The organism is Mesorhizobium sp. M1050 (assembly GCF_040318715.1).
Lineage (GTDB): Bacteria > Pseudomonadota > Alphaproteobacteria > Rhizobiales > Rhizobiaceae > Mesorhizobium.
On sequence record NZ_JAMYMV010000018.1, the window covers coordinates 63,404 to 83,554 of the forward strand.

23 protein-coding genes are annotated in these 20,151 nt (G+C 61.2%); 1 reads left to right on the forward strand and 22 read right to left on the reverse strand.

Going from position 1 to position 20,151, the window contains the following annotated elements; all coding sequences use genetic code 11:
- Nucleotides 1-32 precede the first annotated feature (32 nt).
- From NKH57_RS13035 to NKH57_RS13060, 6 genes are all read right to left on the reverse strand, one after another.
- Entirely contained in the window at nt 33-1,922 is a 1,890-nt protein-coding gene (locus NKH57_RS13035; protein ID WP_352730803.1) for an MFS transporter, read from the reverse strand.
- A 195-nt stretch (nt 1,923-2,117) separates the two neighbouring features.
- Nucleotides 2,118-2,909 (reverse strand): ATP12 family chaperone protein, encoded by a 792-nt coding sequence (locus NKH57_RS13040; RefSeq protein ID WP_352944646.1) that lies wholly within the window; start codon nt 2,907-2,909, stop codon nt 2,118-2,120.
- Nucleotides 2,910-2,920: 11 nt separating this feature from the next.
- Entirely contained in the window at nt 2,921-3,793 is an 873-nt protein-coding gene (locus NKH57_RS13045) for a DMT family transporter (RefSeq protein ID WP_352944666.1), read from the reverse strand.
- A 62-nt stretch (nt 3,794-3,855) separates the two neighbouring features.
- Nucleotides 3,856-4,836: an RluA family pseudouridine synthase gene (locus NKH57_RS13050; protein WP_023757961.1), complete on the reverse strand. Its 981-nt coding sequence runs from the start codon at nt 4,834-4,836 to the stop codon at nt 3,856-3,858.
- 62 nt (nt 4,837-4,898) lie between these two features.
- Entirely contained in the window at nt 4,899-5,273 is a 375-nt protein-coding gene (crcB, locus tag NKH57_RS13055) for a fluoride efflux transporter CrcB (RefSeq protein ID WP_023757962.1), read from the reverse strand.
- A gap of 77 nt (nt 5,274-5,350) precedes the next feature.
- Nucleotides 5,351-7,009, reverse strand: a complete 1,659-nt coding sequence (locus NKH57_RS13060) for a hypothetical protein (protein ID WP_352944649.1) — start codon at nt 7,007-7,009, stop codon at nt 5,351-5,353.
- Between the two features lie 317 nt (nt 7,010-7,326).
- Here NKH57_RS13060 and tnpA point away from each other — a divergent pair, with 317 nt between their 5' ends.
- Nucleotides 7,327-7,755, forward strand: coding sequence for an IS200/IS605 family transposase (tnpA, locus tag NKH57_RS13065; RefSeq protein WP_352835410.1), 429 nt, complete (start codon nt 7,327-7,329; stop codon nt 7,753-7,755).
- A 96-nt stretch (nt 7,756-7,851) separates the two neighbouring features.
- Here the strand turns inward: tnpA and NKH57_RS13070 are convergent, their stop codons facing one another.
- The 16 genes from NKH57_RS13070 to rpsN form a co-directional block, all read right to left on the reverse strand.
- Nucleotides 7,852-8,682, reverse strand: coding sequence for an aspartyl/asparaginyl beta-hydroxylase domain-containing protein (locus NKH57_RS13070; protein WP_352944651.1), 831 nt, complete (start codon nt 8,680-8,682; stop codon nt 7,852-7,854).
- Nucleotides 8,683-9,023: 341 nt separating this feature from the next.
- Nucleotides 9,024-10,331: a replication-associated recombination protein A gene (locus NKH57_RS13075; RefSeq protein WP_352944653.1), complete on the reverse strand. Its 1,308-nt coding sequence runs from the start codon at nt 10,329-10,331 to the stop codon at nt 9,024-9,026.
- A 48-nt stretch (nt 10,332-10,379) separates the two neighbouring features.
- Nucleotides 10,380-11,867 carry a Do family serine endopeptidase gene (locus NKH57_RS13080; protein WP_352944655.1) on the reverse strand — a complete coding sequence of 496 codons (1,488 nt, stop codon included), beginning with the start codon at nt 11,865-11,867 and terminating at the stop codon, nt 10,380-10,382.
- Between the two features lie 197 nt (nt 11,868-12,064).
- Complete coding sequence (gene rplQ / locus NKH57_RS13085) at nt 12,065-12,496, reverse strand: 50S ribosomal protein L17 (protein WP_027044984.1); 432 nt, start codon at nt 12,494-12,496, stop codon at nt 12,065-12,067.
- Nucleotides 12,497-12,600: 104 nt separating this feature from the next.
- On the reverse strand, nt 12,601-13,611 hold the full coding sequence (locus tag NKH57_RS13090; protein ID WP_352487615.1) for a DNA-directed RNA polymerase subunit alpha: 1,011 nt from the start codon (nt 13,609-13,611) through the stop codon (nt 12,601-12,603).
- A gap of 104 nt (nt 13,612-13,715) precedes the next feature.
- Complete coding sequence (gene rpsK / locus NKH57_RS13095) at nt 13,716-14,105, reverse strand: 30S ribosomal protein S11 (RefSeq protein ID WP_006205444.1); 390 nt, start codon at nt 14,103-14,105, stop codon at nt 13,716-13,718.
- 118 nt (nt 14,106-14,223) lie between these two features.
- Complete coding sequence (gene rpsM / locus NKH57_RS13100; RefSeq protein WP_023757968.1) at nt 14,224-14,592, reverse strand: 30S ribosomal protein S13; 369 nt, start codon at nt 14,590-14,592, stop codon at nt 14,224-14,226.
- 207 nt (nt 14,593-14,799) lie between these two features.
- On the reverse strand, nt 14,800-15,396 hold the full coding sequence (locus NKH57_RS13105) for an adenylate kinase (protein WP_352944658.1): 597 nt from the start codon (nt 15,394-15,396) through the stop codon (nt 14,800-14,802).
- Nucleotides 15,393-16,733: a preprotein translocase subunit SecY gene (gene secY, locus NKH57_RS13110; protein ID WP_023757970.1), complete on the reverse strand. Its 1,341-nt coding sequence runs from the start codon at nt 16,731-16,733 to the stop codon at nt 15,393-15,395. The genes NKH57_RS13105 and secY overlap by 4 nt, the downstream gene beginning before the upstream one ends.
- Before the next feature lie 193 nt (nt 16,734-16,926).
- Nucleotides 16,927-17,400 (reverse strand): 50S ribosomal protein L15, encoded by a 474-nt coding sequence (rplO, locus tag NKH57_RS13115; protein WP_023757971.1) that lies wholly within the window; start codon nt 17,398-17,400, stop codon nt 16,927-16,929.
- 22 nt (nt 17,401-17,422) lie between these two features.
- Entirely contained in the window at nt 17,423-17,620 is a 198-nt protein-coding gene (rpmD, locus tag NKH57_RS13120) for a 50S ribosomal protein L30 (RefSeq protein WP_006205449.1), read from the reverse strand.
- Nucleotides 17,621-17,644: 24 nt separating this feature from the next.
- Nucleotides 17,645-18,208 carry a 30S ribosomal protein S5 gene (gene rpsE / locus NKH57_RS13125; protein WP_006333394.1) on the reverse strand — a complete coding sequence of 188 codons (564 nt, stop codon included), beginning with the start codon at nt 18,206-18,208 and terminating at the stop codon, nt 17,645-17,647.
- Nucleotides 18,209-18,286: 78 nt separating this feature from the next.
- On the reverse strand, nt 18,287-18,646 hold the full coding sequence (rplR, locus tag NKH57_RS13130; RefSeq protein ID WP_023757972.1) for a 50S ribosomal protein L18: 360 nt from the start codon (nt 18,644-18,646) through the stop codon (nt 18,287-18,289).
- Nucleotides 18,647-18,786: 140 nt separating this feature from the next.
- On the reverse strand, nt 18,787-19,320 hold the full coding sequence (gene rplF, locus NKH57_RS13135; protein ID WP_013531432.1) for a 50S ribosomal protein L6: 534 nt from the start codon (nt 19,318-19,320) through the stop codon (nt 18,787-18,789).
- A gap of 92 nt (nt 19,321-19,412) precedes the next feature.
- Nucleotides 19,413-19,811: a 30S ribosomal protein S8 gene (rpsH, locus tag NKH57_RS13140; RefSeq protein ID WP_013531431.1), complete on the reverse strand. Its 399-nt coding sequence runs from the start codon at nt 19,809-19,811 to the stop codon at nt 19,413-19,415.
- Between the two features lie 12 nt (nt 19,812-19,823).
- Nucleotides 19,824-20,129, reverse strand: coding sequence for a 30S ribosomal protein S14 (gene rpsN / locus NKH57_RS13145; RefSeq protein ID WP_010909282.1), 306 nt, complete (start codon nt 20,127-20,129; stop codon nt 19,824-19,826).
- Between the last annotated feature and the right edge of the window lie 22 nt (nt 20,130-20,151).

A 20,151-nucleotide genomic window follows, 5' to 3' on the forward strand; every position in this document is an offset into this window, starting at 1 on the left:
CGCCGGGTTTTTCTTTAGCCGCTTCAGCCCGCCTACTCCTTGGCGTGCAGATCGGTGCCGAGCGTATCCTTCACGAAGATCATGCCGATGACCAGCGACATCGCCGCGATCACCACCGGATACCAGAGGCCATAATATATGTCGCCCTTGTAGGCACTCAGCGCGAACACCGTTGCCGGCAGCAGGCCTCCGAACCAGCCATTGCCGATGTGGTAGGGCAGCGACATACCGGTGTAGCGAATGCGGGTCGGGAACATCTCGACCAGGATCGCCGCGATCGGCCCGTAGACCATGGTCACGAACAGGACCAGGATGAACAGGATACCGATGGTCATTGGCCAGTTCACTGCCGCCGGGTCGGCGAACATGGCGAAGGCGCCGCCAGCCGGGATGTTGTAGACGGTGACTTCAGGCGCACCCGCTGCTTCATCGGTGGTCAGCAACTTGTCCTTCACCGCCTGGTCGACCGGCACAGTAGCCTTTTCACCGGCGCGGATCGCGGCACCGTCCAGCTTCAGTTCCGGGTTGGCGGCGACAAACGCGTCGAGCTTCTGGTCCGCAACCTTGATCGCCGCGCGCTTCAGCGGATAGCCTCCGTCTTTCAGAGCCATGTTGACGGCTTTCACGAAGGCCGCCTCCTTGGCCTTGGCCTGATCGCCAGCGGCGACAGCGTCATAGGAAGCCACCGTTTCGTTGCCGATCTTGACCGACGCGGCTGTTCCGGCCGCAGCCGTCGACACCACGTCATAAGGAACCGAGTTTCTGGTCAAGAAGGCTGTCGCGATATCGCAGGACGTTGTGAACTTCGCATTGCCAACCGGATTGAACTGGAACCTGCAGTCGCCGGGTGCAGCCGTCACCGTCGCCCGCGTGTTCTGCTGAGCCGTGGCAAGCGCCGGATTGGCAGCCCAGGTCAGTGCCTTGAACAGCGGGAAGGTACAGACAATCGCCAAGGCAAGGCCCGCCATGATGATCGGCTTGCGGCCGATCTTGTCAGAGAGCCAGCCGAAGACGACGAAGAAGATCGAGCCGATCGCCAATGCGATGGCGATCATGATGTTAACCGACTGCGCGTCGACCTTGAGCACGTTGGTCAGGAAGAACAGCGCGTAGAACTGGCCATTGTACCACACCACGGCCTGGCCGGCGGTGAGACCGAGCAGCGCCAGCAGGGCAATCTTGGCATTCTTCCATTGACCGAAGGCTTCCGTCAGCGGCGCCTTGGAGCCCTTGCCCTCGTCCTTCATGCGCTGGAAGGTCGGCGATTCGGAAAGCGAAAGCCGGATCCAGATCGAGATGCCCAGCAGCAGAAAGGATACGATGAACGGAATACGCCAGCCCCAGGCGGCATAGCTTTCCTTGCTCAATGAAGCCTGTACGATCAGGATCACAATCAGCGACAGGAACAGGCCGAGCGTCGCCGTCGTCTGGATCCAGGAAGTGTAGTAGCCTCGCCGATTGTCCGGGGCGTGCTCAGCGACGTAAGTGGCCGCGCCGCCATACTCGCCGCCCAGCGCCAGGCCCTGCAGCATGCGCAGGATGATCAGGATCATCGGGGCGGCGATACCCAAGGTCGCATAACCAGGCAGCAGACCGACCAGGAAGGTCGACAGGCCCATGATCGTCATGGTGACAAGGAACGTATATTTACGGCCTACAAGGTCGCCGATGCGGCCGAACAGCAGAGCGCCGAACGGGCGCACCAGGAAGCCGGCCGCGAAAGCCAACAGCGCGAAGATATTACGCGTCGCTTCCGGAATGGTCGGACTGAAAAACGTCGAGCCGATGAACACTGCGAGCGAGCCGTAGAGATAGAAATCGTACCATTCAAAAACGGTGCCGAGCGAGGAAGCGAAGATGACCTTCTTCTCTTCCCGCGTCATGCCGCGGCTCGTTCCGCCGGCGGTCGATGCCATTGCCATTGTGTTTTCCTCCCGTGAGACCCGTTGACCCCGAAGCTGCGCGTGAACATCCGTGTTCTCCTCCGAACGCGGACTCAGGGCAGCCATCAACGGGAAAAATGACAGAAAGCGCTCGCCAAAGGCAGCGCGTCTTTGGGATTATGACTTTGGTATTAGGTGCGCTGCGGGATGAATCCGAGCGAGCGGCGGAACCCGTCAGCCCCTGAGCGCCTCGAGCAGGCCGGTGGCAGCCAACATGTCGCGCTTGCGGGCCGAGCGGCGCGCGACGGCCTCCGCATCCTGCCCCCAATGCTCGATCTGCCAGTCCTCGTCGACATGCCCGGCAGCCCAGGCGCCTTCGGCGTCGAGCTCGCCGAAATCGACCGCCAGCGCCAGCAGCGCCGAGCCGGTCAGCGACGTCATCACATGGATCGCGGCGAGCCGCAGCGGATCGGTGCGCCGGGCAAGATGGCTGCCCAGCACGGCGATGGCTTCGCGCGGCTGCTCGACATGGATGATTCCTTCGGCGAGGTTGAACCTTGCCCCGAGCGTCTCCCTCGCCCAATCCAGAACCGGATCCCAATGTTGGTTCTGCCGCTCCACCAGCCCCTGCGGCGCGTCGGCGCGATAGCAAAGCAGATCGGACGAGGCAAAGCGCAGGATGTCCTCCAGCACCGCCTGTGGATCGCTGGCAACGCCGTCGATGGCGGTGTCGACGAGGCGCATCACCGGCATGGTCACCGGATCGATGGTCTCGCCCTGGGCGGCGAACTCGTTGGCGACGAGCGCAGCCGCCGCCTCGGTCGGCAGCGCCAGGAGCGCCTTGCCCGGTGTGCGCACCGGCTTGCCGTCGAGATGCACGGCAAAGCCGTCTTCCACCGGCGCGACCGAGACGGTCTTGTAGAAGCGCTTCGGCAGATGCGTCTTCATCTGGATCTGGGCGCGGCGCACCGGATCCGGGTCGGAAAGATGCTTGCCCGCTTCGAGGTCGTTGAGGATATCACGCATAGAGGTCTCTCTCACACCGGCACGATCTTGCGCGCAGGCCGGTTGACGATGATCAGGCCGGCGGCAATCAGGCCAAGTGCCAGGAAAATGCGCATGGTCAGCGGCTCATTCAAGAACACGGCGCCGCACAAAACGCCGAAAACCGGCGACAGGACGGTAAAACTGGACGGGCCTGATGCCGGATAGCGTCGCAGCAGCCAGAACCACAACACATAGGTGAAGGCGACGATGTAGACCGCCTGGAAAAGCAGCGCCAAAGTCGGCAGCACGGTCGGATCGCGAACGGGTGGACCGGCGAGAGGCAGCACCAATATGCCGACGATTGCAGCACCGGCGAGCTGGTAAAGCAGAAGCTTTTCGGCAGTCGCCTCGACCAGCTTCGACCGCTTGATGAGGATGTTGGTCAGGGCCCAGAAAAATCCGGAGCCGAGGCTCAGGAGATCGCCGAACAGCATGTCTCCGCCACCGCCAAGCTTGTCGGAAAACACTGCGGCAAGGCCGGCAAAGGCTAGCAACAGACCGAGGAATTTCCTCAAGGTGATCTGTTCGCCAAGCAGGAAATGGCCGCCGAGCAGCATCCAGAACGGCATTGTGTTGACCAGCAGCGTGTTGCGGGCGACGGTCGTGTGCTCCAGGCCGACATAGAGGTAGAGGAACTCGATGCCGAACAGCGCGCCCACGGCTATGCCGGCGCGCAATGTCCCGTCGCGCGTGAACAGCGCTATGCCGCGCCAACGGCACCAGAGGAAGACGCAGAAGCCGCCGATGATCGAGCGCGCGATCGACAGGAAGACCGGGTCGTAGCCGGCATAGGAAATCTTGGCGGCGACGTAGTTCAGCCCCCAGGAAAAAGTCAGGCCGACCATTATGGCGGCGGCGGCCATGTCGACCGTATCGCGGCGATCAAGCGTATCGGTGGCGAGCGCGTCGGTGGCCCCGCTCACGATCAGTCCTCAGCGCTGGCGTCGTCGAAGCCGATCAGGTTCCAGCTCTGGCGCATGTGCGGCGGCATCGGCGCGGTGACATCGATGACGCCCTTGTCCGGATGCGGAATGATGATGCGCCGCGCATGCAGGTGCAGGCGGTTTTGAATGCCGCCCGGAAAATCCCAATTGGTGTCGGCCTCGAAATATTTCGGATCGCCCAGGATCGGGCAGCCAATGTAAGCGGCATGGACACGAAGCTGGTGGGTCCGGCCCGTATAGGGCTCCATCTCCAGCCAGGTCATCGTCTGCGCCGCCTGCTCGATGATGCGATAGTAGGACACGGCGTGGTCGGCGCCCTTTTCGCCGTGCGCGGCGACGCGGACGCGGTCACCATCCGGCGTCGGCTCCTTGATCAGCCAGGTCGAGATCTTGTCCTCGCGCTTCGGCGGCACGCCCTTGACCAGCGCCCAATACGTCTTCTTAGTCTCGCGGGCGCGAAACGCTTCGGCGAGCTTCATGGCGGCAAGGCGCGTTCGGGCGACGACCAGCACACCCGATGTGTCGCGATCGAGCCGATGCACCAGGCGCGGCTTCTCGCCCTTCTGGTTGCGCCAGGCTTCCAGCATGTCGTCGACATTGCGGGTGACGCCGGAGCCGCCCTGCACGGCAAGGCCCGCCGGCTTGTTGAAGACGAAGACCTTGGGGTCCTCGTGGATCAGCATTTTCGCCAGGACATCGGCATCGCCCTGGTTGCGGATCGAGTGGCCAGTCAGCGCGCTCTCGCCCTTCTTGTCGACCTCGAGCGGCGGGACACGCACCATCTGGCCGGGCTCGACACGCGTGTCGGCCTTGACCCGGCCGCCATCGACGCGAATCTGGCCGGAGCGAAGCAGCTTTTGCAGATGGCCGAAACCAAGGCCCGGGAAATGGGTCTTGAACCAGCGATCGAGCCGCATGCCCGCCTCGCCGGCCTCCACCGTGATCTGTTCAACGCCTGCCATATTCTTCTTCGCTTATCCGTTTCCCGGCAGGGCTCGGCCCTGCTCTCGGCGCGGCAATAGCATTATGAAACGGTTCTTGCGAGCCAAAGTCCCAGAAACAGGGCGATAATGGCGCCAATGACGCTGGCAAGCGCATATCCGAACGCCGGCAGTGTCGCTCCCCGCTCCCACAGCGTCGCGAAATCGAGCGAAAAGGCTGAGAAAGTGGTGAAGCCGCCGAGCATGCCGGTGGCAACGAACAGCCTAAGTTCGTTCGATCCGCCGCGACGCGCCAAGATGGCGATGAACAGGCCCATAGCGAAGGAGCCGACGATGTTGATGGCCATCGTGCCCCAGGGATAGTTGGGGCCGACAAGGCGCAGCGCGCCCATGCTGGTGAGATGACGAATGCCGGCACCGATGCCGCCACCGACCACAACGAGAAGCAGATTCAACATGACCGTTTTACTGCCCCTACAGGGGCAGCCTGGTCAATCCCTGCGTTGGGCAGAACTGCGCAGACCAGTCGAACTGGTCACCACTCAGGTGTTATCCAGCTTGGATATTTCTTCCTGAAGTCGGTGTAGAGGGCGTCCACTTCAGCTTTGCTGACCGGGCGCGTCTGTTCGTAGAGATAACCGGTAACGCCACCGGACAACTTGTATTCCGCGAGGCGTCTGTAGGCGGTACCGATGCCCTTCCCGTCGAGAATATACTGGTTGGAAAGCGTAACGCAGAGCTGCGCACCCGATTGCAAATGGGTAACGGGCGGGTCGGTTACGACAGCATATCTTGACTTCAATGTGTCAGGTACGAATCCATCGCGACTGTCCACTTGGCAAGGCCATTCAATGTGAGGATATAGGCTTCTTTTCAGGGCGAACAACAGCCAGCTGTTCATGACAGAGCCTGAAGCAAATACCGCAAAACGGTCCTCAGGACGCATTTCCCTGGTAAGGTCATCAGTAAGGCGTTTGTATTCAGACATACTGTCAAGATGAAGAGGCAGAATACCTTGGCTGGCATAAACATAATTGATCGGCGACAGCAACTGGCGGCCGATCGGGAAAAAGGTTCCCAAAAAAGCAAGTCCGGCGACAACGACTATGATGGCGGCCGACAATCGCAATCTCAGCGCCGGCATAGAAACGATCGCAACGATTGCCTGGGCGTATGCGGGAAAGAGCCAAAGAAACATTGGCATCGAATGATGAAGGTCCGGATCTTGTGTCCGAGTGAATAGAAAAAAGGTGGTTATCGAAGCGACGGCACAGAATAAAGAAAAGCGATTGCGACGTAAAAAAGAGATGTAAAGGCCAAATATTATCAACAGCCAGTTCACATAGCTGAGCCGGGATATCACCTGATCGAGCTGGGATGCCAAGGTCGTCTTGTATCCGCTGTAGATATCACCATAGTTGGTCCACAGAATCCTGAGGATCAGAGGTTGCTGGAAGGCCAGTGCGGCTCCGGCGACGACGAGAAGCGCGCACACGCCGCCTAACGCGGCTTTCAGGAGCACCGGAAAGTCCCGGTCTTTTGCCGCCTGAAACAAACAGAAAAAGGCCGCCGAAATTCCAGCGCCTATACCGGCATAGGCATACCAGCGGCGCAGCATGAACGCCAACCACAGGTACCCACCGACACGTATTCCGCTGATCACCGGTTCACGGGTCAGAAACTTCGATTTCCAGAGAAAATAGGTCGCTGCAGAAAGCGCCAGGCAACCGCCGATATCCGGCCATCCGCGAAGCGTTGCCGCCCAGAACGGCGTGTAAAGAAAGGCCGCAATCCATACGGCAGGCCAGCCCCAGGACGGAGACGTCTCGGAGACCGCCTCCATGTAGCTCATTCTGCCCATGAAAAGAGCGGTCGGGACCAGGTAGACCGCGACCACGCCGGCGACATATGAAAGCCTCGATCCGCCAAATAGTAAGTAAAACGGCATCAGGGGCGCCAAAATTGCCGTGCTGTAATCGTCCGTGGCGATAGAGCCCCTCAGCAAGCGCAGCCACCGAACAGGATCTTCGACCAACAACACACCCTGCTGGTTGAATATCTCGAAATAGGCAGCGAAATCCCAATAATATATTGGCTCTTCAAGCGCTACATATATGGCTACAAATGCAACACCAAGCAAGATCGTACATAGGTAGGTCCTTATCCATAATCCGAAAGTCTCGTTCTTCGTCACTTGGGGCCGCCAAAGAAAACAAGTGCAGGATTGTCGAGGTCAAACCGGGACTCCTACCGATACAGACGGGAACGGAGCCCACGCGATTCGGAACAATATTCATCAAGTTGAGGGGGATGTACACTTGAACCGGCGGCCGCCGCAAGCGCAAATAATAGCAATACTTACGATCACACTAAAGTAGCAATCGATTATATTATAAATGTGCCTAAATGCCGCCAGCGAAGCCAGCAGCATTTAGAGTCCCCGATAGGGGATCAGGAACCCCACGCCTTTAGGCGGCTGGGATCGCGGCGCTTGCCGTGTAGACTGGCTGGATGGAAGCGTACAAGCGTGGCAGCCACACGGTTTGGGACTGCAAGTATCACCTGGTTTGGGTGACGAAGTGCCGTTACGCGGTGCTTGGCGGCGACGTTGGAAACCGGTGCCGGGAGTTGCTGCGCGAGACGGCGCGCGCGCACGAGATGATTGTGCATGCCGGCTCGATCAACCGCGACCATGTGCATATGCTGGTGTCGATCCCGCTGCGGCTGTCGGTGTCGCGCGCGGTGCAGCACCTGAAGGGGCGCAGCTCGCACAAGCTGCTGAGCGAGTTCGCAATACTGCGCAAGCGCTACTGGGGCCAGCACCTGTGGGCGAGAGGCTATTGGGTGGTGAGCAGCGGGAATGTGACCGACGAGATGTGGGCCGAATACATCATGAACCAGGAGCCGCCCGAGCCCGACGACAACTTCAACGTGACGTGAGTTCGCGCCCTGTCCGCCGAACGGCGGACCGATCCGGCTTTAAGCCGTAACTTGAAGCCACCGCCTTTAGGCGGTGGAGTATTCACAAATTTAAGCTCAGGTCGTCTCTGCCTTCTTTGGCTTGGTCGAGCCGATCATCTTCCAGTTCTTGTAGAACATCGAATTGATGCGCTCGACGCTCACCGAGACGATGGCGAGCATGGCCGCGATCAGGCCGGGAACAGGGGACGGACGGATGATGTCCATGAACACGCAGTAGCGGCGGCCGTCATACTCGTTGACCGAGCGATGCAGAAGCGTGTCGTCGAAGATGAACAGCGGATTGTCGTACCAGTAATTCTTGACGTTGCCGCATTCCACGAAGATCTCCGATTTCACCGGGACCAGATTGTAGAGAATGCGCAGGCTGAGCCGCAGCGGACCGAAATGCCATGAGGTCGATTCGCGTTTGCTGAAAACGGAAACGGCGATCGTCTTGATGTATTTGAAATCCTTGTTGAACTCGGCGACGTTGTCGATTCTGTGCTTGCCATACCATTGGTAGACATACATGCCACGCCGGCCGACGCCGAAATTGGCGTCGATGTCGGCGATAATCTCGTCCTTGCGCGCCTTGAAGATATCCAGGACCTCATTGACCTCGCGCTGATAGTCAGCGGGAAACTGTTCCAGTTTCCACACGCCGGGGTTTCTGTAGCAGAGCAAATCGACCAGCAGGTTGAACGGCGACAGCAGCCAGGTAAAGAGGCCGTTGCCGAGGAAGTAGCCTGAGAACAGAGACAGATCCTTCCTGTCATTGCGCAGCATGTCGATCAGGCCGCAGACGATGAAGATCGTCGTCAAGATGGGAATGAAATAGAAGCCAAGGGCGAGAAGCGGAACGGCGATGGCGAATTTACGAAGGGTTTTGCGAAGGGTTTTTGTCATTTTTCCACGCGCGGAGCGCGATCCTGTTGCGAACAAGTGATGCCAAAATCACGGCAACGACCACCGCTCGGCCGTGCGCCTTGATAAGGTTTTTTAGGTTACCACACAACGGCCCCTGCTATCGCGGACTTCGCGGCGATCGTCGTTCCAGTTCCTCCGCCGTTGCGTAGGGCACGACCTGGTCCGGCTGAAAATCCGCGCGCCAGTGGCGTATCTGGTCCATGGCCGCTTCGGCAACGGCCAGCTTCGCGGCGAGCAGCGTGTGAAGAACGACCGCGGCGGGAATGCCCTATAGCGAAACCTCGGTTCGCAGCGTGACGAGACCGGGTCACGCAAGCCTGCTATCCCCGTTCTTTGCGCAGTTTCGCCCAATAATCGAGCCGCTTCCTGATGTCGCGCTCGAAGCCGCGCTCGGGCGGATCATAGAAGGTCTGGCGGCCCATCTTCTCCGGAAAATAGTCCTGGCCCGAAAAGGCATCCGGCTCGTCATGATCATACCGATAGCCGGCGCCGTAGTCCTCCTCTTTCATCAGCTTCGTCGGTGCGTTGAGGATATGCTTGGGCGGCAGCAGCGAGCCGTGTTCCTTCGCGGCCCGCGTGGCTGCCTTGAACGCGTTGTAGACGGCGTTGGATTTGGGCGCGGTTGCGAGATAGACGGCGGCCTCGGCAAAAGCCAGTTCGCCCTCGGGCGAGCCTAGATAGTCGTAGGCGTCCTTGGCGGCGTTGGCGACGACCAGCGCCTGCGGATCGGCAAGGCCGATATCTTCCATGGCCATGCGCACCAGCCGGCGGCCAAGATAGAGCGGATCCTCGCCGGCATCGAACATGCGCGCGAGATAGTAGAGCGCCGCGTCAGGGTCCGAACCACGCACCGATTTGTGCAGCGCCGAGATCAGATTGTAGTGGCCGTCCTGGCCTTTGTCGTAGATCGGTGCGCGGCGCTGGACGATGCGCTGCAATCCTTCGGGATCGAAGACCTCGCCGTGTTTGGCTGCCCGCCAGACTTCTTCGGCGAGCGTCAGCGACGCCCGGCCGTCGCCATCGCTCATACGGATCAGCATGGTCCGCGCCTCGTCGTTGAGCGGCAGCGCCCTGCCCTCGGTTTCCTCGGCCCGCGCCATCAGCTTGGCGATGCTCTCCTCGCCAAGCGAATGGAAGACCAGGACGCGCGCGCGTGACAGCAAAGCGGCATTCAGCTCGAAGGATGGATTCTCGGTCGTGGCGCCAACCAGCACGACGGTTCCGTCCTCCATGACAGGGAGAAAACTGTCCTGCTGGGCGCGGTTGAAGCGGTGGATCTCGTCGACGAACAGCAAGGTCTGGCGGCCCTTGGCGCGGCGCAGCTTGGCTGTCTCGAACACTTTTTTCAGATCGGCGACGCCGGAAAACACCGCCGATATCTGCTCGAAGGCGAGACTGGTTTCGCCGGCCAGCAATCGCGCCACCGTCGTCTTGCCGGTGCCGGGCGGTCCCCAGAAGATCATCGAGCCGAGCGAACCGGAACCGATCAGCCGAGTCAGCGCGCCGTCAGGGCCGGTCAGATGTTCCTGGCCGACCACCTCGCCAAGGTTTCTCGGCCGCAGCCTGTCGGCCAGCGGCCGCCCTGGCGGCACCTTTTCCGGTTCATCGACGCTGAACAGATCGGCCATGCACTTCTTTTCGTTGGAGCATGAGCCCTGATACTCGGGGGCCGTGCCCTAATAACGCAACACCTGACGCAGTATCTGCCCGCCGCGTTCGACCGTAAAGCGCCACCAGCGCGTATCAGTCTTGGCCGCCAGTTCCAGGGTCGCCGCGGTGTCGATGGTGGTGCCATTCACCTCGCGCACGATGTCGCCCGGCTGGAAGCCGAAATCGGCGGCCGGCGAATCGCGGTTGATATCGACCACAGTGACACCTTTGATGTCAGTGCGCAGGCCGAGCCGCTGGGCGAGCCGGGGCGACAGTTCCGCGACCTTGGCGCCTGAAAAAGGGCTGCGGCCATGCAAAGTCACTTCGGCAGCCTTCATGCCTTCCGGAGCGCGCTCCAGCGCGATGTCCATCGCCGCCTGCTGGCCTTTGGTCAGAACGGCGAAATTGGCGGTGGTGCCGATCGACAGCGTCGCCATCCGGTAGTCCAGCGCCTCGATGCTCTCGACCGGCTTGCCGTTGAGCTGCAGCACGACGTCGCCGGGCTTGAGCCCCGCCTTGGCGGCCGGTCCGGTCGCCTCGACCGACGAGACCAGTGCGCCGGTCGGCTTTTCCATGCCGAGCGATTCAGCGATCTGCGGCGTCACCGCTTCGAACTCGGCGCCGATATAGGGCCGCTCGAAGAAGTCGAGCCCGGCCTTGGCGGCGTCGGCGAAGGCGCGAACCATGTTCGAGGGAATGGCGAACCCGATGCCGATCGAACCGCCGCCGCGGCTGTAGATGGCCGTGTTGATGCCGACCAGCTGGCCGCCCATGTTGATCAGCGCGCCGCCGGAATTGCCGGGGTTGATGGCAGCGTCGGTCTGGATGAAGAAACTGGAATCCGACACGCCGATATGGCTGCGGGCAAGCGCCGAGACGATGCCGCTGGTGGTGGTCTGGCCGACACCGAAGGGGTTGCCGATGGCCAGCAGCAGATCGCCGACCTCAAGCGCGTCGGAATCGCCGATGGCAATCACCGGAAACGGCTTGTCGGAGGCGATCTTGAGCACGGCAAGATCGAACGTCTCGTCCTTGAGCAGCACCTTGCTGTCGAATTCACGCCCGTCCGCGGTCGCCACCTTGACCTGATCGGCATCCTTGATGACGTGGTAATTGGTGACTACGACGCCGGTCGGGTCGACCAGCACGCCGGAGCCGAGCGACGACTGGGCGCGCGGCTGCGAGCGGCCGAAGAATTCCTCGAAGAACGGATCGCCGTCGAAGGGCGACGTCACCTTGGCGGTCTGCGAGGCATAGACATTGACCACGGCCGGTGCCGTCTGCTTGACCAGCGGAGCGAACGACAGTTGCACTTCTTCGCGGCCGAACGGCACGCGTTTGTCGGGGCCGGACGTCGCATTCTCGCCTTCGACGCCATGCAGCAGATCGGTCAGCACGTCCGACAGGCCGGGATCGGTCTTGGTCTCCTCGGCCAATGCTTGCCTGACCACCGGTGCGGCCGCAAACGCCGTCATGGCGAAGAGCAGAACAAGGGACAGTCGGGTAGCGCGCATTTACGAATCCTCCAAGGCGAGTTCGGGGCCATTGTCCCGACGATTGTGCAAAATGAAAGGCTAAGCCGCCGAGATCCGATTATTTCGGCCAAAGACCCTTGGTTCCGGCCAGGAATCGGCTCTGGCCGCAAGTTTTCTACATTCACAAAACAAAAAGGGGCCCGCAGGCCCCTTTGAATTCCAGGATAGACCGAGCCTTATGCGGCTGCGGCGTCCGCTTCGGTGCCTTCGGCTTCGATGCGGGCGCGGTCGCCAGCGCCCTTGGCCGACGTGTCGCGATCGACGAACTCGATGACGGCCATGGCGGCGTTGTCGCCGTGGCGGAAGCCCGCCTTCATGATGCGCAGATAGCCTCCATTGCGGGTGGCGTAGCGCGGGGCGATGGTGTCGAACAGGCGCTTGACGACGCCTTCATTGCCGATCTGCGCGATCACCTGGCGGCGGGCGTGCAGGTCGCCGCGCTTGCCGAGCGTCACCAGCTTCTCGACGATCGGACGCAAATCCTTCGCCTTCGGCAGGGTGGTGACGATCTGCTCATGCTCGAGCAGCGACACGGCGAGGTTGGCGAACATCGACTTGCGATGGCTAATGCTTCGGGCGAAGCGACGGCCTTTGAAACCGTGGCGCATGGCTCTTTTCCTTCTTCAGTTGTTCAAGAGGCCGAGGCCCCTGATGGTTTTCCGCATGACCGTCGGATCGAGCGGCCCACGCCGCCGATCCTTGGAATTCATGCTCAATATTGATCTTCGTAACGCTTGGCGAGGTCTTCGATGTTTTCCGGCGGCCAGTCCGGCACTTCCATGCCGAGGTGCAGGCCCATCGCCGCCAGGACTTCCTTGATCTCGTTCAGCGACTTGCGGCCGAAGTTCGGGGTGCGCAGCATCTCGGCTTCGGTCTTCTGGATCAGGTCGCCGATATAGACGATGTTGTCGTTCTTCAGGCAGTTGGCCGAACGCACCGAAAGCTCGAGCTCGTCGACCTTCTTGAGCAGCGCCGGGTTGAAGGCGAGCTCGGTGACGGCCTCGGTGGCGACTTCCTTCTGCGGCTCGTCGAAGTTGACGAACAGGCCAAGCTGGTCCTGCAGGATGCGGGCGGCGAAAGCCACCGCGTCCTCGCCGGTGATCGAACCGTCGGTCTCGATCGTCATGGTCAGCTTGTCATAGTCGAGAACCTGGCCCTCGCGGGTGTTCTCGACCTTGTAGGAGACCTTCTTGACCGGCGAATAGAGGCTGTCGACCGGGATAAGACCGATCGGAGCGTCTTCGGCGCGGTTGCGGTCGGCCGGCACGTAACCCTTGCCGGTGTCGACGGTGAATTCCATGCGGATTTCCGCACCCTCGTCGAGCGTGCAGATGACGTGGTCGGGGTTGAGGATCTCGACGTCGCCAACCGTCTGGATGTCGCCGGCGAGAACCGCACCCGGTCCCTGCTTGCGAACGACCATGCGCTTGGGGCCATCGCCTTCCATGCGGATAGCGATTTCCTTGATATTCAAGACGATGTCGGTCACGTCCTCGCGCACGCCGGCGATGGACGAGAATTCATGCAGAACGCCGTCGATCTGCACGGCGGTAACGGCCGCACCGCGCAGCGAAGACAAAAGCACGCGACGCAGCGCGTTGCCCAGCGTCAGGCCAAAGCCACGCTCGAGCGGCTCGGCGACCAGCGTGGTCAGAGTCTTCTTTTTCGACGAGAACTCGATCTTGTTCGGCTTGATCAGTTCCTGCCAATTTTTCTGGATCATGATGCTTTCCTTCCGTTGACCCGCCACCATCCAATCGTGGCGGGCGACCTGGAATGCCGTGGAGGAGCGCCCCAAGGGCGCTCGCGCGACGTTCGGTAAATTGCTTAGACGCGGCGCTTCTTGCGCGGGCGGCAGCCATTGTGCGGGATCGGCGTCACATCACGGATCGATGTGATGGTGAAGCCGGCCGCCTGCAGGGCGCGCAGCGCCGATTCACGACCCGAGCCAGGTCCGCAGACCTCGACCTCGAGCATGCGCATGCCGTGTTCCTGGGCCTTCTTGGCAACATCTTCGGCAGCCATCTGGGCAGCGAACGGGGTCGACTTGCGCGAACCCTTGAAGCCCTGGGCACCGGCCGACGACCAGGCAATCGAATTGCCCTGTGCGTCGGTGATGGTGATCATCGTGTTGTTGAAGGTCGAATTGACGTGGGCAACGCCCGACGAAATGTTCTTGCGTTCGCGACGGCGAACACGGGCGGCTTCCTTGGCCATGATGGTCCTTTCAGTTGATCTCTACACCGCCGTAATGCCAGCGGCTCCACCTGGAGAGCGAGTAGTGAGTAGGGAATAGGGATTCCTACTCGCTATTGGCTACTCGCTATTCGCTCGCTTACTTCTTCTTGCCGGCGATCGACTTGGCCGGGCCCTTGCGGGTGCGCGCATTGGTATGCGTGCGCTGGCCGCGGACCGGCAGCGAGCGGCGGTGACGCAGGCCACGGTAGCAGCCGAGGTCCATGAGCCGCTTGATGTTCATCGAGACTTCGCGACGCAGGTCGCCTTCGACCTGATAATCACGGTCGATCGCTTCGCGGATCTGCAGCACTTCCGCGTCGGTGAGCTGGTTGACGCGACGTTCGGCCGGGATGCCGACCTTGTCGACGATCTCCTGGGCGAACTTTTTGCCAATGCCGTGAATGTACTGAAGCGCGATGACGACGCGCTTGTTGGTCGGAATGTTGACGCCGGCTATACGAGCCATGTTCTTCTCTTCTCCATGTGGGCCGGCCAACCTTCAGAAAGGCGGGTCCGGCGCTATCTTAAGTTGCCCCGCGTCCGGTGGAGGCCGGCCCATGCGGGAGTTTCCAGTTCAAAGCGACTGCCTTGCCCTTGCGGACAAGCAAAGTCCATGCCTGATAGGAAGACGGGCCGCCATACCGCAGCGAACCGCCTCCGTCAAGTGCAATCGTTAATTTCCCCGCGTTGCGTTCTTGAGCACCGCTTGGATCTGCTCCGTCACCGCATCGATATCGGCCATGCCGTCGACGCTCCGGAGCTTGCCCTTGGCATAATAGTAGCCAATCAGAGGCGACGTCTTCTTGTAGTACTCTCGCAGACGCTCCTCGAACACAGCCGGATTGTCGTCCTTGCGAACAGGCAGACCGGCTGCCTGTGCCTCGTCGGCGCGCTTGACGATCCGGCCGATCAGCGCCTTATCGTCAACGACAAGCTCAATGACGGCATCGAGCCCCTGGGAGCGATTCGAAAGCATCTGCTCGACCGCGTCAGCTTGCACCAGCGTCCGCGGATATCCGTCGAGGATGAACCCATTGGCGCAGTCGGCCTGATCGATACGCTCGGCGACGATCGCGTTGACGATGGCGTCGGACACCAGCTCACCAGCATCCATCACCGCCTTGGCGCGCTTGCCGACTTCGGTGCCAGCCTGGACAGCAGCACGCAGCATGTCGCCCGTCGAGAGCTGGGGTATGCCGTGTTTTTCTACCAGTCTTTGTGCTTGTGTCCCCTTGCCCGCCCCTGGCGGCCCAAGCAATATCAACCTCATCTGGCTTTCTTCCCCCCGCGCAGCTTCGACTTCTTGATCAGGCCTTCATACTGATGCGCAATCAGGTGACCCTGAATCTGCGCAACCGTATCGAGCGTGACACTGACCACGATCAGAAGCGATGTGCCACCAAGGTAGAATGGTACGCCAGTCGCCGAGATAAGGAACTCCGGCAGCAGGCACACCAGCACCAGATAGATGGCGCCGACGACGGTGATGCGGGTGAGAACGTAGTCGATATAATCGGCGGTGCGCTCGCCCGGACGATAGCCCGGGATGAAGCCGGAATGCTTCTTGAGCTGGTCGGCGGTGTCCTTCGGGTTGAAGACAATCGCAGTGTAGAAGAAGGCGAAGAACACGATCATCGCCGCGTAGAACGCCATGTAGAGCGGCTGGCCGTGGCCGAGCGAGGCCAGAATCGTGCTTGCCCAGGCCGGCATGTTCGTCGTCTGCGAGAAGCCGGCGACCGTGGCCGGCAGCAGCAGCAGCGACGAGGCGAAAATCGGCGGAATGACGCCCGACGTGTTGAGCTTCAGCGGCAAGTGCGAGGTATCGCCCTGGAACATCCGGTTGCCGACCTGGCGCTTCGGATACTGGATCAGCAAGCGGCGCTGGGCGCGCTCGAAGAACACGATCAAGGCGATGACGACGATGGCGAGCACGATGATCGCCAGGATCAGGCCGGTCGACAGCGCGCCGGTGCGGCCAAGCTCAAGCGTGCCGGAGATGGCATGCGGCAGGCCGGCGACGATGCCGGAGAAAATGATGAGCGAAATGCCGTTACCGATGCCGCGAGCGGTGATCTGCTCGCCGAGCCACATCAGGAACATGGTGCCGCCGACCAGCGTGACGACGGTCGAGATGCGGAAGAACATGCCGGGATCGCTGACGATGCCGTTGCCGTTCTCCAGGCCCACCGAAATGCCATAGGCCTGAACCAGCGCAAGCAGCACGGTGCCGTAGCGCGTGTATTGGTTGATGACCTTGCGGCCCTGTTCGCCTTCCTTCTTCAGCGATTCCAGCGAAGGGATGACCGAGGTCATCAGCTGCATGATGATGGAGGCGGAGATGTAAGGCATGATGCCGAGTGCAAAGATCGCCATGCGCTGTACGGCGCCGCCGGCGAACATGTTGAACATGCCCAGCACGCCCTTGCTCTGCGAGGAGAAGGCCTGGGCGAAGGCGTCGGGGTTGATGCCGGGAAGCGGAATATAGGTGCCGAGGCGATAGACCAGCAGCGCGCCGATCGTGAACCAGATGCGTTTCTTCAGATCCTCCGCTTTGGCGAAGGCCGAGAAATTCAGATTCGAGGCTAATTGTTCAGCAGCCGAAGCCATGCCTGATTCTCCGCTTGGTAACGCTTGATGGCCCTTGAGGTCAGGCGGTGCGTTTCACCGAAGCTCACGAGATAAGCTCCGGGCTCTAAACATGCAAGCGGCCGCGTGGATGCGGCCGCTTGATTAGGCAGATCAAAGCGCAATCGTGAGCAAAAACCGATCCCACTCCTGCCGATCGCGCATCAAATTGCCGTTATTCGGCAGCTGCCTTTTCCGGCAGTTTGACCGAGCCGCCGGCCTTTTCGATCTTCTCGATCGCGGCCTTGGAGGCGCCGGCAACGTCAAAGGCGAGCTTCGCCTTGATCTCGCCGTCCGAGAGGATGCGCACGCCGTCCTTGACGCGGCGGATGACGCCGGCGGCAACCAGCGATTCGGCCGTCACGGTAGCCTTGGCGTCGAGCTTCTTGGCGTCGATGGCCACCTGGATGCGGGCCAGCGAAACGACGGTGAAGCTCTTGGCGAAGATGTTGTTGAAGCCACGCTTCGGCAGGCGCCGGTAGAGCGGCATCTGGCCGCCCTCGAAGCCGTTGATGGCGACGCCGGAGCGCGCCTTCTGGCCCTTGACGCCGCGACCGCCGGTCTTGCCGGAGCCTGAGCCGATACCACGGCCGAGACGCTTCTTGGAGTGCGTCGCGCCGTCATTGTCACGCAGATCGGTGAGTTTCATCTGAGTTCTCCTGCGCTCTGGCTCAGCCCTCGTCCACTACGCGGACGAGATGCTGGACGGCAGCGATCATGCCGCGCACGGAGGGCGTATCTTCCAGCGTGCGCTGCTTGTGCATCTTGTTGAGGCCGAGGCCGACCAGCGTCGCGCGCTGTTCCTTCGGACGGCGGATCGGCGAACCGATCTGCTCAACGGTGATGGTCTTGGTTGCTTTCTTGGCCATGGTCAAAATCCCTGGTCAGATCGACTATTCTTCAGCCGCAACGGCGGTGCCGCGGCGGGCCTGAAGGGTCGAATACTTGATGCCGCGAGCAGCAGCCACATCCTTGGGATGCATCTGGCTCTTCAGCGCGTCGAATGTGGCGCGAACCATGTTGTAGGGATTCGACGAACCCATCGACTTGGCGACCACGTCATGCATGCCGAGCGTCTCGAAGACGGCGCGCATCGGACCGCCGGCGATGATGCCGGTACCCTGCTTGGCAGCGCGCAGCAGAACGCGTCCGGCGCCCCAGCGTCCTTCGACGTCGTGGTGCAGCGTACGGCCCGAGCGCAGCGGCACGAAGATCATGTCGCGCTTTGCCGATTCAGTTGCCTTGCGGATAGCTTCCGGCACTTCGCGCGCCTTGCCGTGACCAAAGCCGACGCGGCCCTTCTGGTCGCCGACGACGACGAGCGCTGCAAAACCGAAGCGACGGCCGCCCTTGACGACCTTGGCGACGCGGTTGATGTGGACGAGCTTGTCCACCATGCCGTCATCGCGTTCTTCACGATCGCGGCCGCGGCCGCCATCCCTACGTTCCTGTGCCATATCCTGTTCCTTGTTTTTTTCCGGAAGCACGGTTGCTGATAAGATCCGGTGCCTCTGTGGGTCACCGGGGCGAAATTATTAGAAGCTCAAGCCACCTTCACGAGCAGCCTCGGCGAGCGCCTTGACGCGGCCGTGATAGATGTAGGCGCCGCGGTCGAAGACGACTTCCTTGACGCCGGCCTTGGTGGCGCGCTCAGCGATCAGCTTGCCGATCGCGGCGGCGGCGGCGGTGTCGGCGCCGGTCTTGAGCGAACCCTTGAGGTCCTTCTCGAGCGTCGAAGCAGCGACGATGGTGTGACCCTTGGCGTCGTCGATGACCTGCACGTAGATGTTCTTCGACGTGCGGTGAACAGACAAACGCGGACGCTCGCCGGCGACCTTCTTGATCTGGCGGCGGACGCGCTGCGCACGGCGCTGCGTGGATTCCTTAGTACCCATGATAGTCTTCCTTGCCTTCAAAAAACGGGGGCCGTCATGTGCGGTAGGCGAAAGCGCCTCCCGCGACCGCTCCCCGCGGCGTTACACTTCTTTGGCCTTGTCCTTTCCGAAAAGTCTGCAACTTCTCGGAGCCAAGCCCACTACTTCTTCTTGCCTTCCTTGCGGACGATCTTCTCGCCAGCGTAACGGACGCCCTTGCCCTTGTAAGGCTCGGGGCCGCGGTATTCGCGGATTTCAGCTGCAACCTGGCCGACCTGCTGCTTGTCGATGCCTGCCACGGTGATTTCGGTCGGCTTCGGCACGGTGATCGTGATGCCCTGCGGCGTCTCGTAGACGACGTCATGGCTGAAGCCAAGTGCCAGCTGCAGGTTCTTGCCCTGAAGTGCCGCGCGATAGCCGACGCCGGTGATCTCGAGCTTCTTCTCGAAACCGTCCTTGACGCCCTGCAGGATGTTGACGATCTGCGTGCGCGACATGCCCCACTTGGAGCGGGCGGTCTTGGTCTGGTCGCGCGGCTGGACAGCGATCTCGCTGCCTTCCATCTTGACCAGAACTTCGTCGTTCACCACGAACTTCAGCTCACCCTTGGGGCCCTTCGCCGTCACGGTCTGGCCGTTGACGGTCGCGGTCACGCCCTGCGGCAGCGAAACGGGTTTCTTTCCAATACGAGACATCTTGTTGTCCTCGTCACTTCTCTTGTTTCAGGTCTCTGTCTTCGGGGATGATCCCGAAGACCGGATTCCACTTTTTCCGATCACACGCCAGATCAGAAGATCTGGCAGAGGATTTCACCGCCGACGTTCTGTTCACGCGCTTCGTGGTCGGCCATCACGCCCTTCGGTGTCGAAAGGATGGCGATGCCGAGGCCGTTGGCGACCTGCGGAATCGACTTGGCCGAAACATAGACGCGGCGGCCTGGCTTCGAGACGCGGGCGATTTCGCGCACGACCGGCGCGCCGTCGAAATACTTCAGCTCGATCTCGATTTCGGACTTGCCGTTGTCGAAGTCGGTCTGGCTGTAATCGCGGATATAGCCTTCAGCCTTCAGCACGTCGAGGACGCGGGTGCGCAGGCGCGAAGCCGGCGTCGAAACGCTCGACTTCTTGCGGCCATACGCGTTGCGGATGCGGGTCAGCATATCGCCGAGAGGATCGCTCAATGACATGTTATGTCCTCCTTACCAGCTCGACTTGACCAGGCCCGGGATCTGGCCGTTGTTGCCGAGATCACGAAGCGCGATGCGCGATACTTTGAGCTTGCGATAGTAGGCACGCGGACGACCGGTGACTTCGCAGCGGTTGCGGATGCGGATCTTGGCCGAGTTGCGCGGCAGGGCAGCAAGCTTCAGCTGAGCGCGGAAGCGCTCCTCCATCGGCTTGGACTGATCCATGATGATCGCCTTGAGGGCAGCCCGCTTGGGACCGTACTGGTCGGCAAGCTTGCGGCGCCTGTTGTTCTTCTCGACTGAGCTGGTCTTTGCCATTTCAGATTTTTCCTTTTCTCGC

Excerpts from the sequence above, each read along its gene's own strand:
- rplR (WP_023757972.1), bottom strand. The coding sequence starts at position 18,646 with ATGGGTACTAAGGAATCCACGCAGCGCCGTGCGCAGCGCGTCCGCCGC.
- rpsN (WP_010909282.1), bottom strand. The coding sequence starts at position 20,129 with ATGGCAAAGACCAGCTCAGTCGAGAAGAACAACAGGCGCCGCAAGCTT.
- NKH57_RS13040 (WP_352944646.1), bottom strand. The coding sequence starts at position 2,909 with ATGCGTGATATCCTCAACGACCTCGAAGCGGGCAAGCATCTTTCCGAC.
- rpmD (WP_006205449.1), bottom strand. The coding sequence starts at position 17,620 with ATGGCCAAGAAAGCAACCAAGACCATCACCGTTGAGCAGATCGGTTCG.
- NKH57_RS13080 (WP_352944655.1), bottom strand. The coding sequence starts at position 11,867 with ATGCGCGCTACCCGACTGTCCCTTGTTCTGCTCTTCGCCATGACGGCG.
- rplO (WP_023757971.1), bottom strand. The coding sequence starts at position 17,400 with ATGAAACTCACCGATCTGCGTGACAATGACGGCGCGACGCACTCCAAG.
- rpsH (WP_013531431.1), bottom strand. The coding sequence starts at position 19,811 with ATGTCATTGAGCGATCCTCTCGGCGATATGCTGACCCGCATCCGCAAC.
- rpsM (WP_023757968.1), bottom strand. The coding sequence starts at position 14,592 with ATGGCTCGTATAGCCGGCGTCAACATTCCGACCAACAAGCGCGTCGTC.
- NKH57_RS13090 (WP_352487615.1), bottom strand. The coding sequence starts at position 13,611 with ATGATCCAGAAAAATTGGCAGGAACTGATCAAGCCGAACAAGATCGAG.
- secY (WP_023757970.1), bottom strand. The coding sequence starts at position 16,733 with ATGGCTTCGGCTGCTGAACAATTAGCCTCGAATCTGAATTTCTCGGCC.
- rplQ (WP_027044984.1), bottom strand. The coding sequence starts at position 12,496 with ATGCGCCACGGTTTCAAAGGCCGTCGCTTCGCCCGAAGCATTAGCCAT.
- NKH57_RS13105 (WP_352944658.1), bottom strand. The coding sequence starts at position 15,396 with ATGAGGTTGATATTGCTTGGGCCGCCAGGGGCGGGCAAGGGGACACAA.
- NKH57_RS13075 (WP_352944653.1), bottom strand. The coding sequence starts at position 10,331 with ATGGCCGATCTGTTCAGCGTCGATGAACCGGAAAAGGTGCCGCCAGGG.
- tnpA (WP_352835410.1), top strand. The coding sequence starts at position 7,327 with ATGGAAGCGTACAAGCGTGGCAGCCACACGGTTTGGGACTGCAAGTAT.
- rplF (WP_013531432.1), bottom strand. The coding sequence starts at position 19,320 with ATGTCTCGTATTGGAAAGAAACCCGTTTCGCTGCCGCAGGGCGTGACC.
- NKH57_RS13035 (WP_352730803.1), bottom strand. The coding sequence starts at position 1,922 with ATGGCAATGGCATCGACCGCCGGCGGAACGAGCCGCGGCATGACGCGG.
- rpsK (WP_006205444.1), bottom strand. The coding sequence starts at position 14,105 with ATGGCCAAGGAAGCCGCCCGTGTTCGCCGTCGCGAACGCAAGAACATT.
- NKH57_RS13045 (WP_352944666.1), bottom strand. The coding sequence starts at position 3,793 with ATGGCCGCCGCCGCCATAATGGTCGGCCTGACTTTTTCCTGGGGGCTG.
- NKH57_RS13050 (WP_023757961.1), bottom strand. The coding sequence starts at position 4,836 with ATGGCAGGCGTTGAACAGATCACGGTGGAGGCCGGCGAGGCGGGCATG.
- rpsE (WP_006333394.1), bottom strand. The coding sequence starts at position 18,208 with ATGGCACAGGAACGTAGGGATGGCGGCCGCGGCCGCGATCGTGAAGAA.
- NKH57_RS13070 (WP_352944651.1), bottom strand. The coding sequence starts at position 8,682 with ATGACAAAAACCCTTCGCAAAACCCTTCGTAAATTCGCCATCGCCGTT.
- crcB (WP_023757962.1), bottom strand. The coding sequence starts at position 5,273 with ATGTTGAATCTGCTTCTCGTTGTGGTCGGTGGCGGCATCGGTGCCGGC.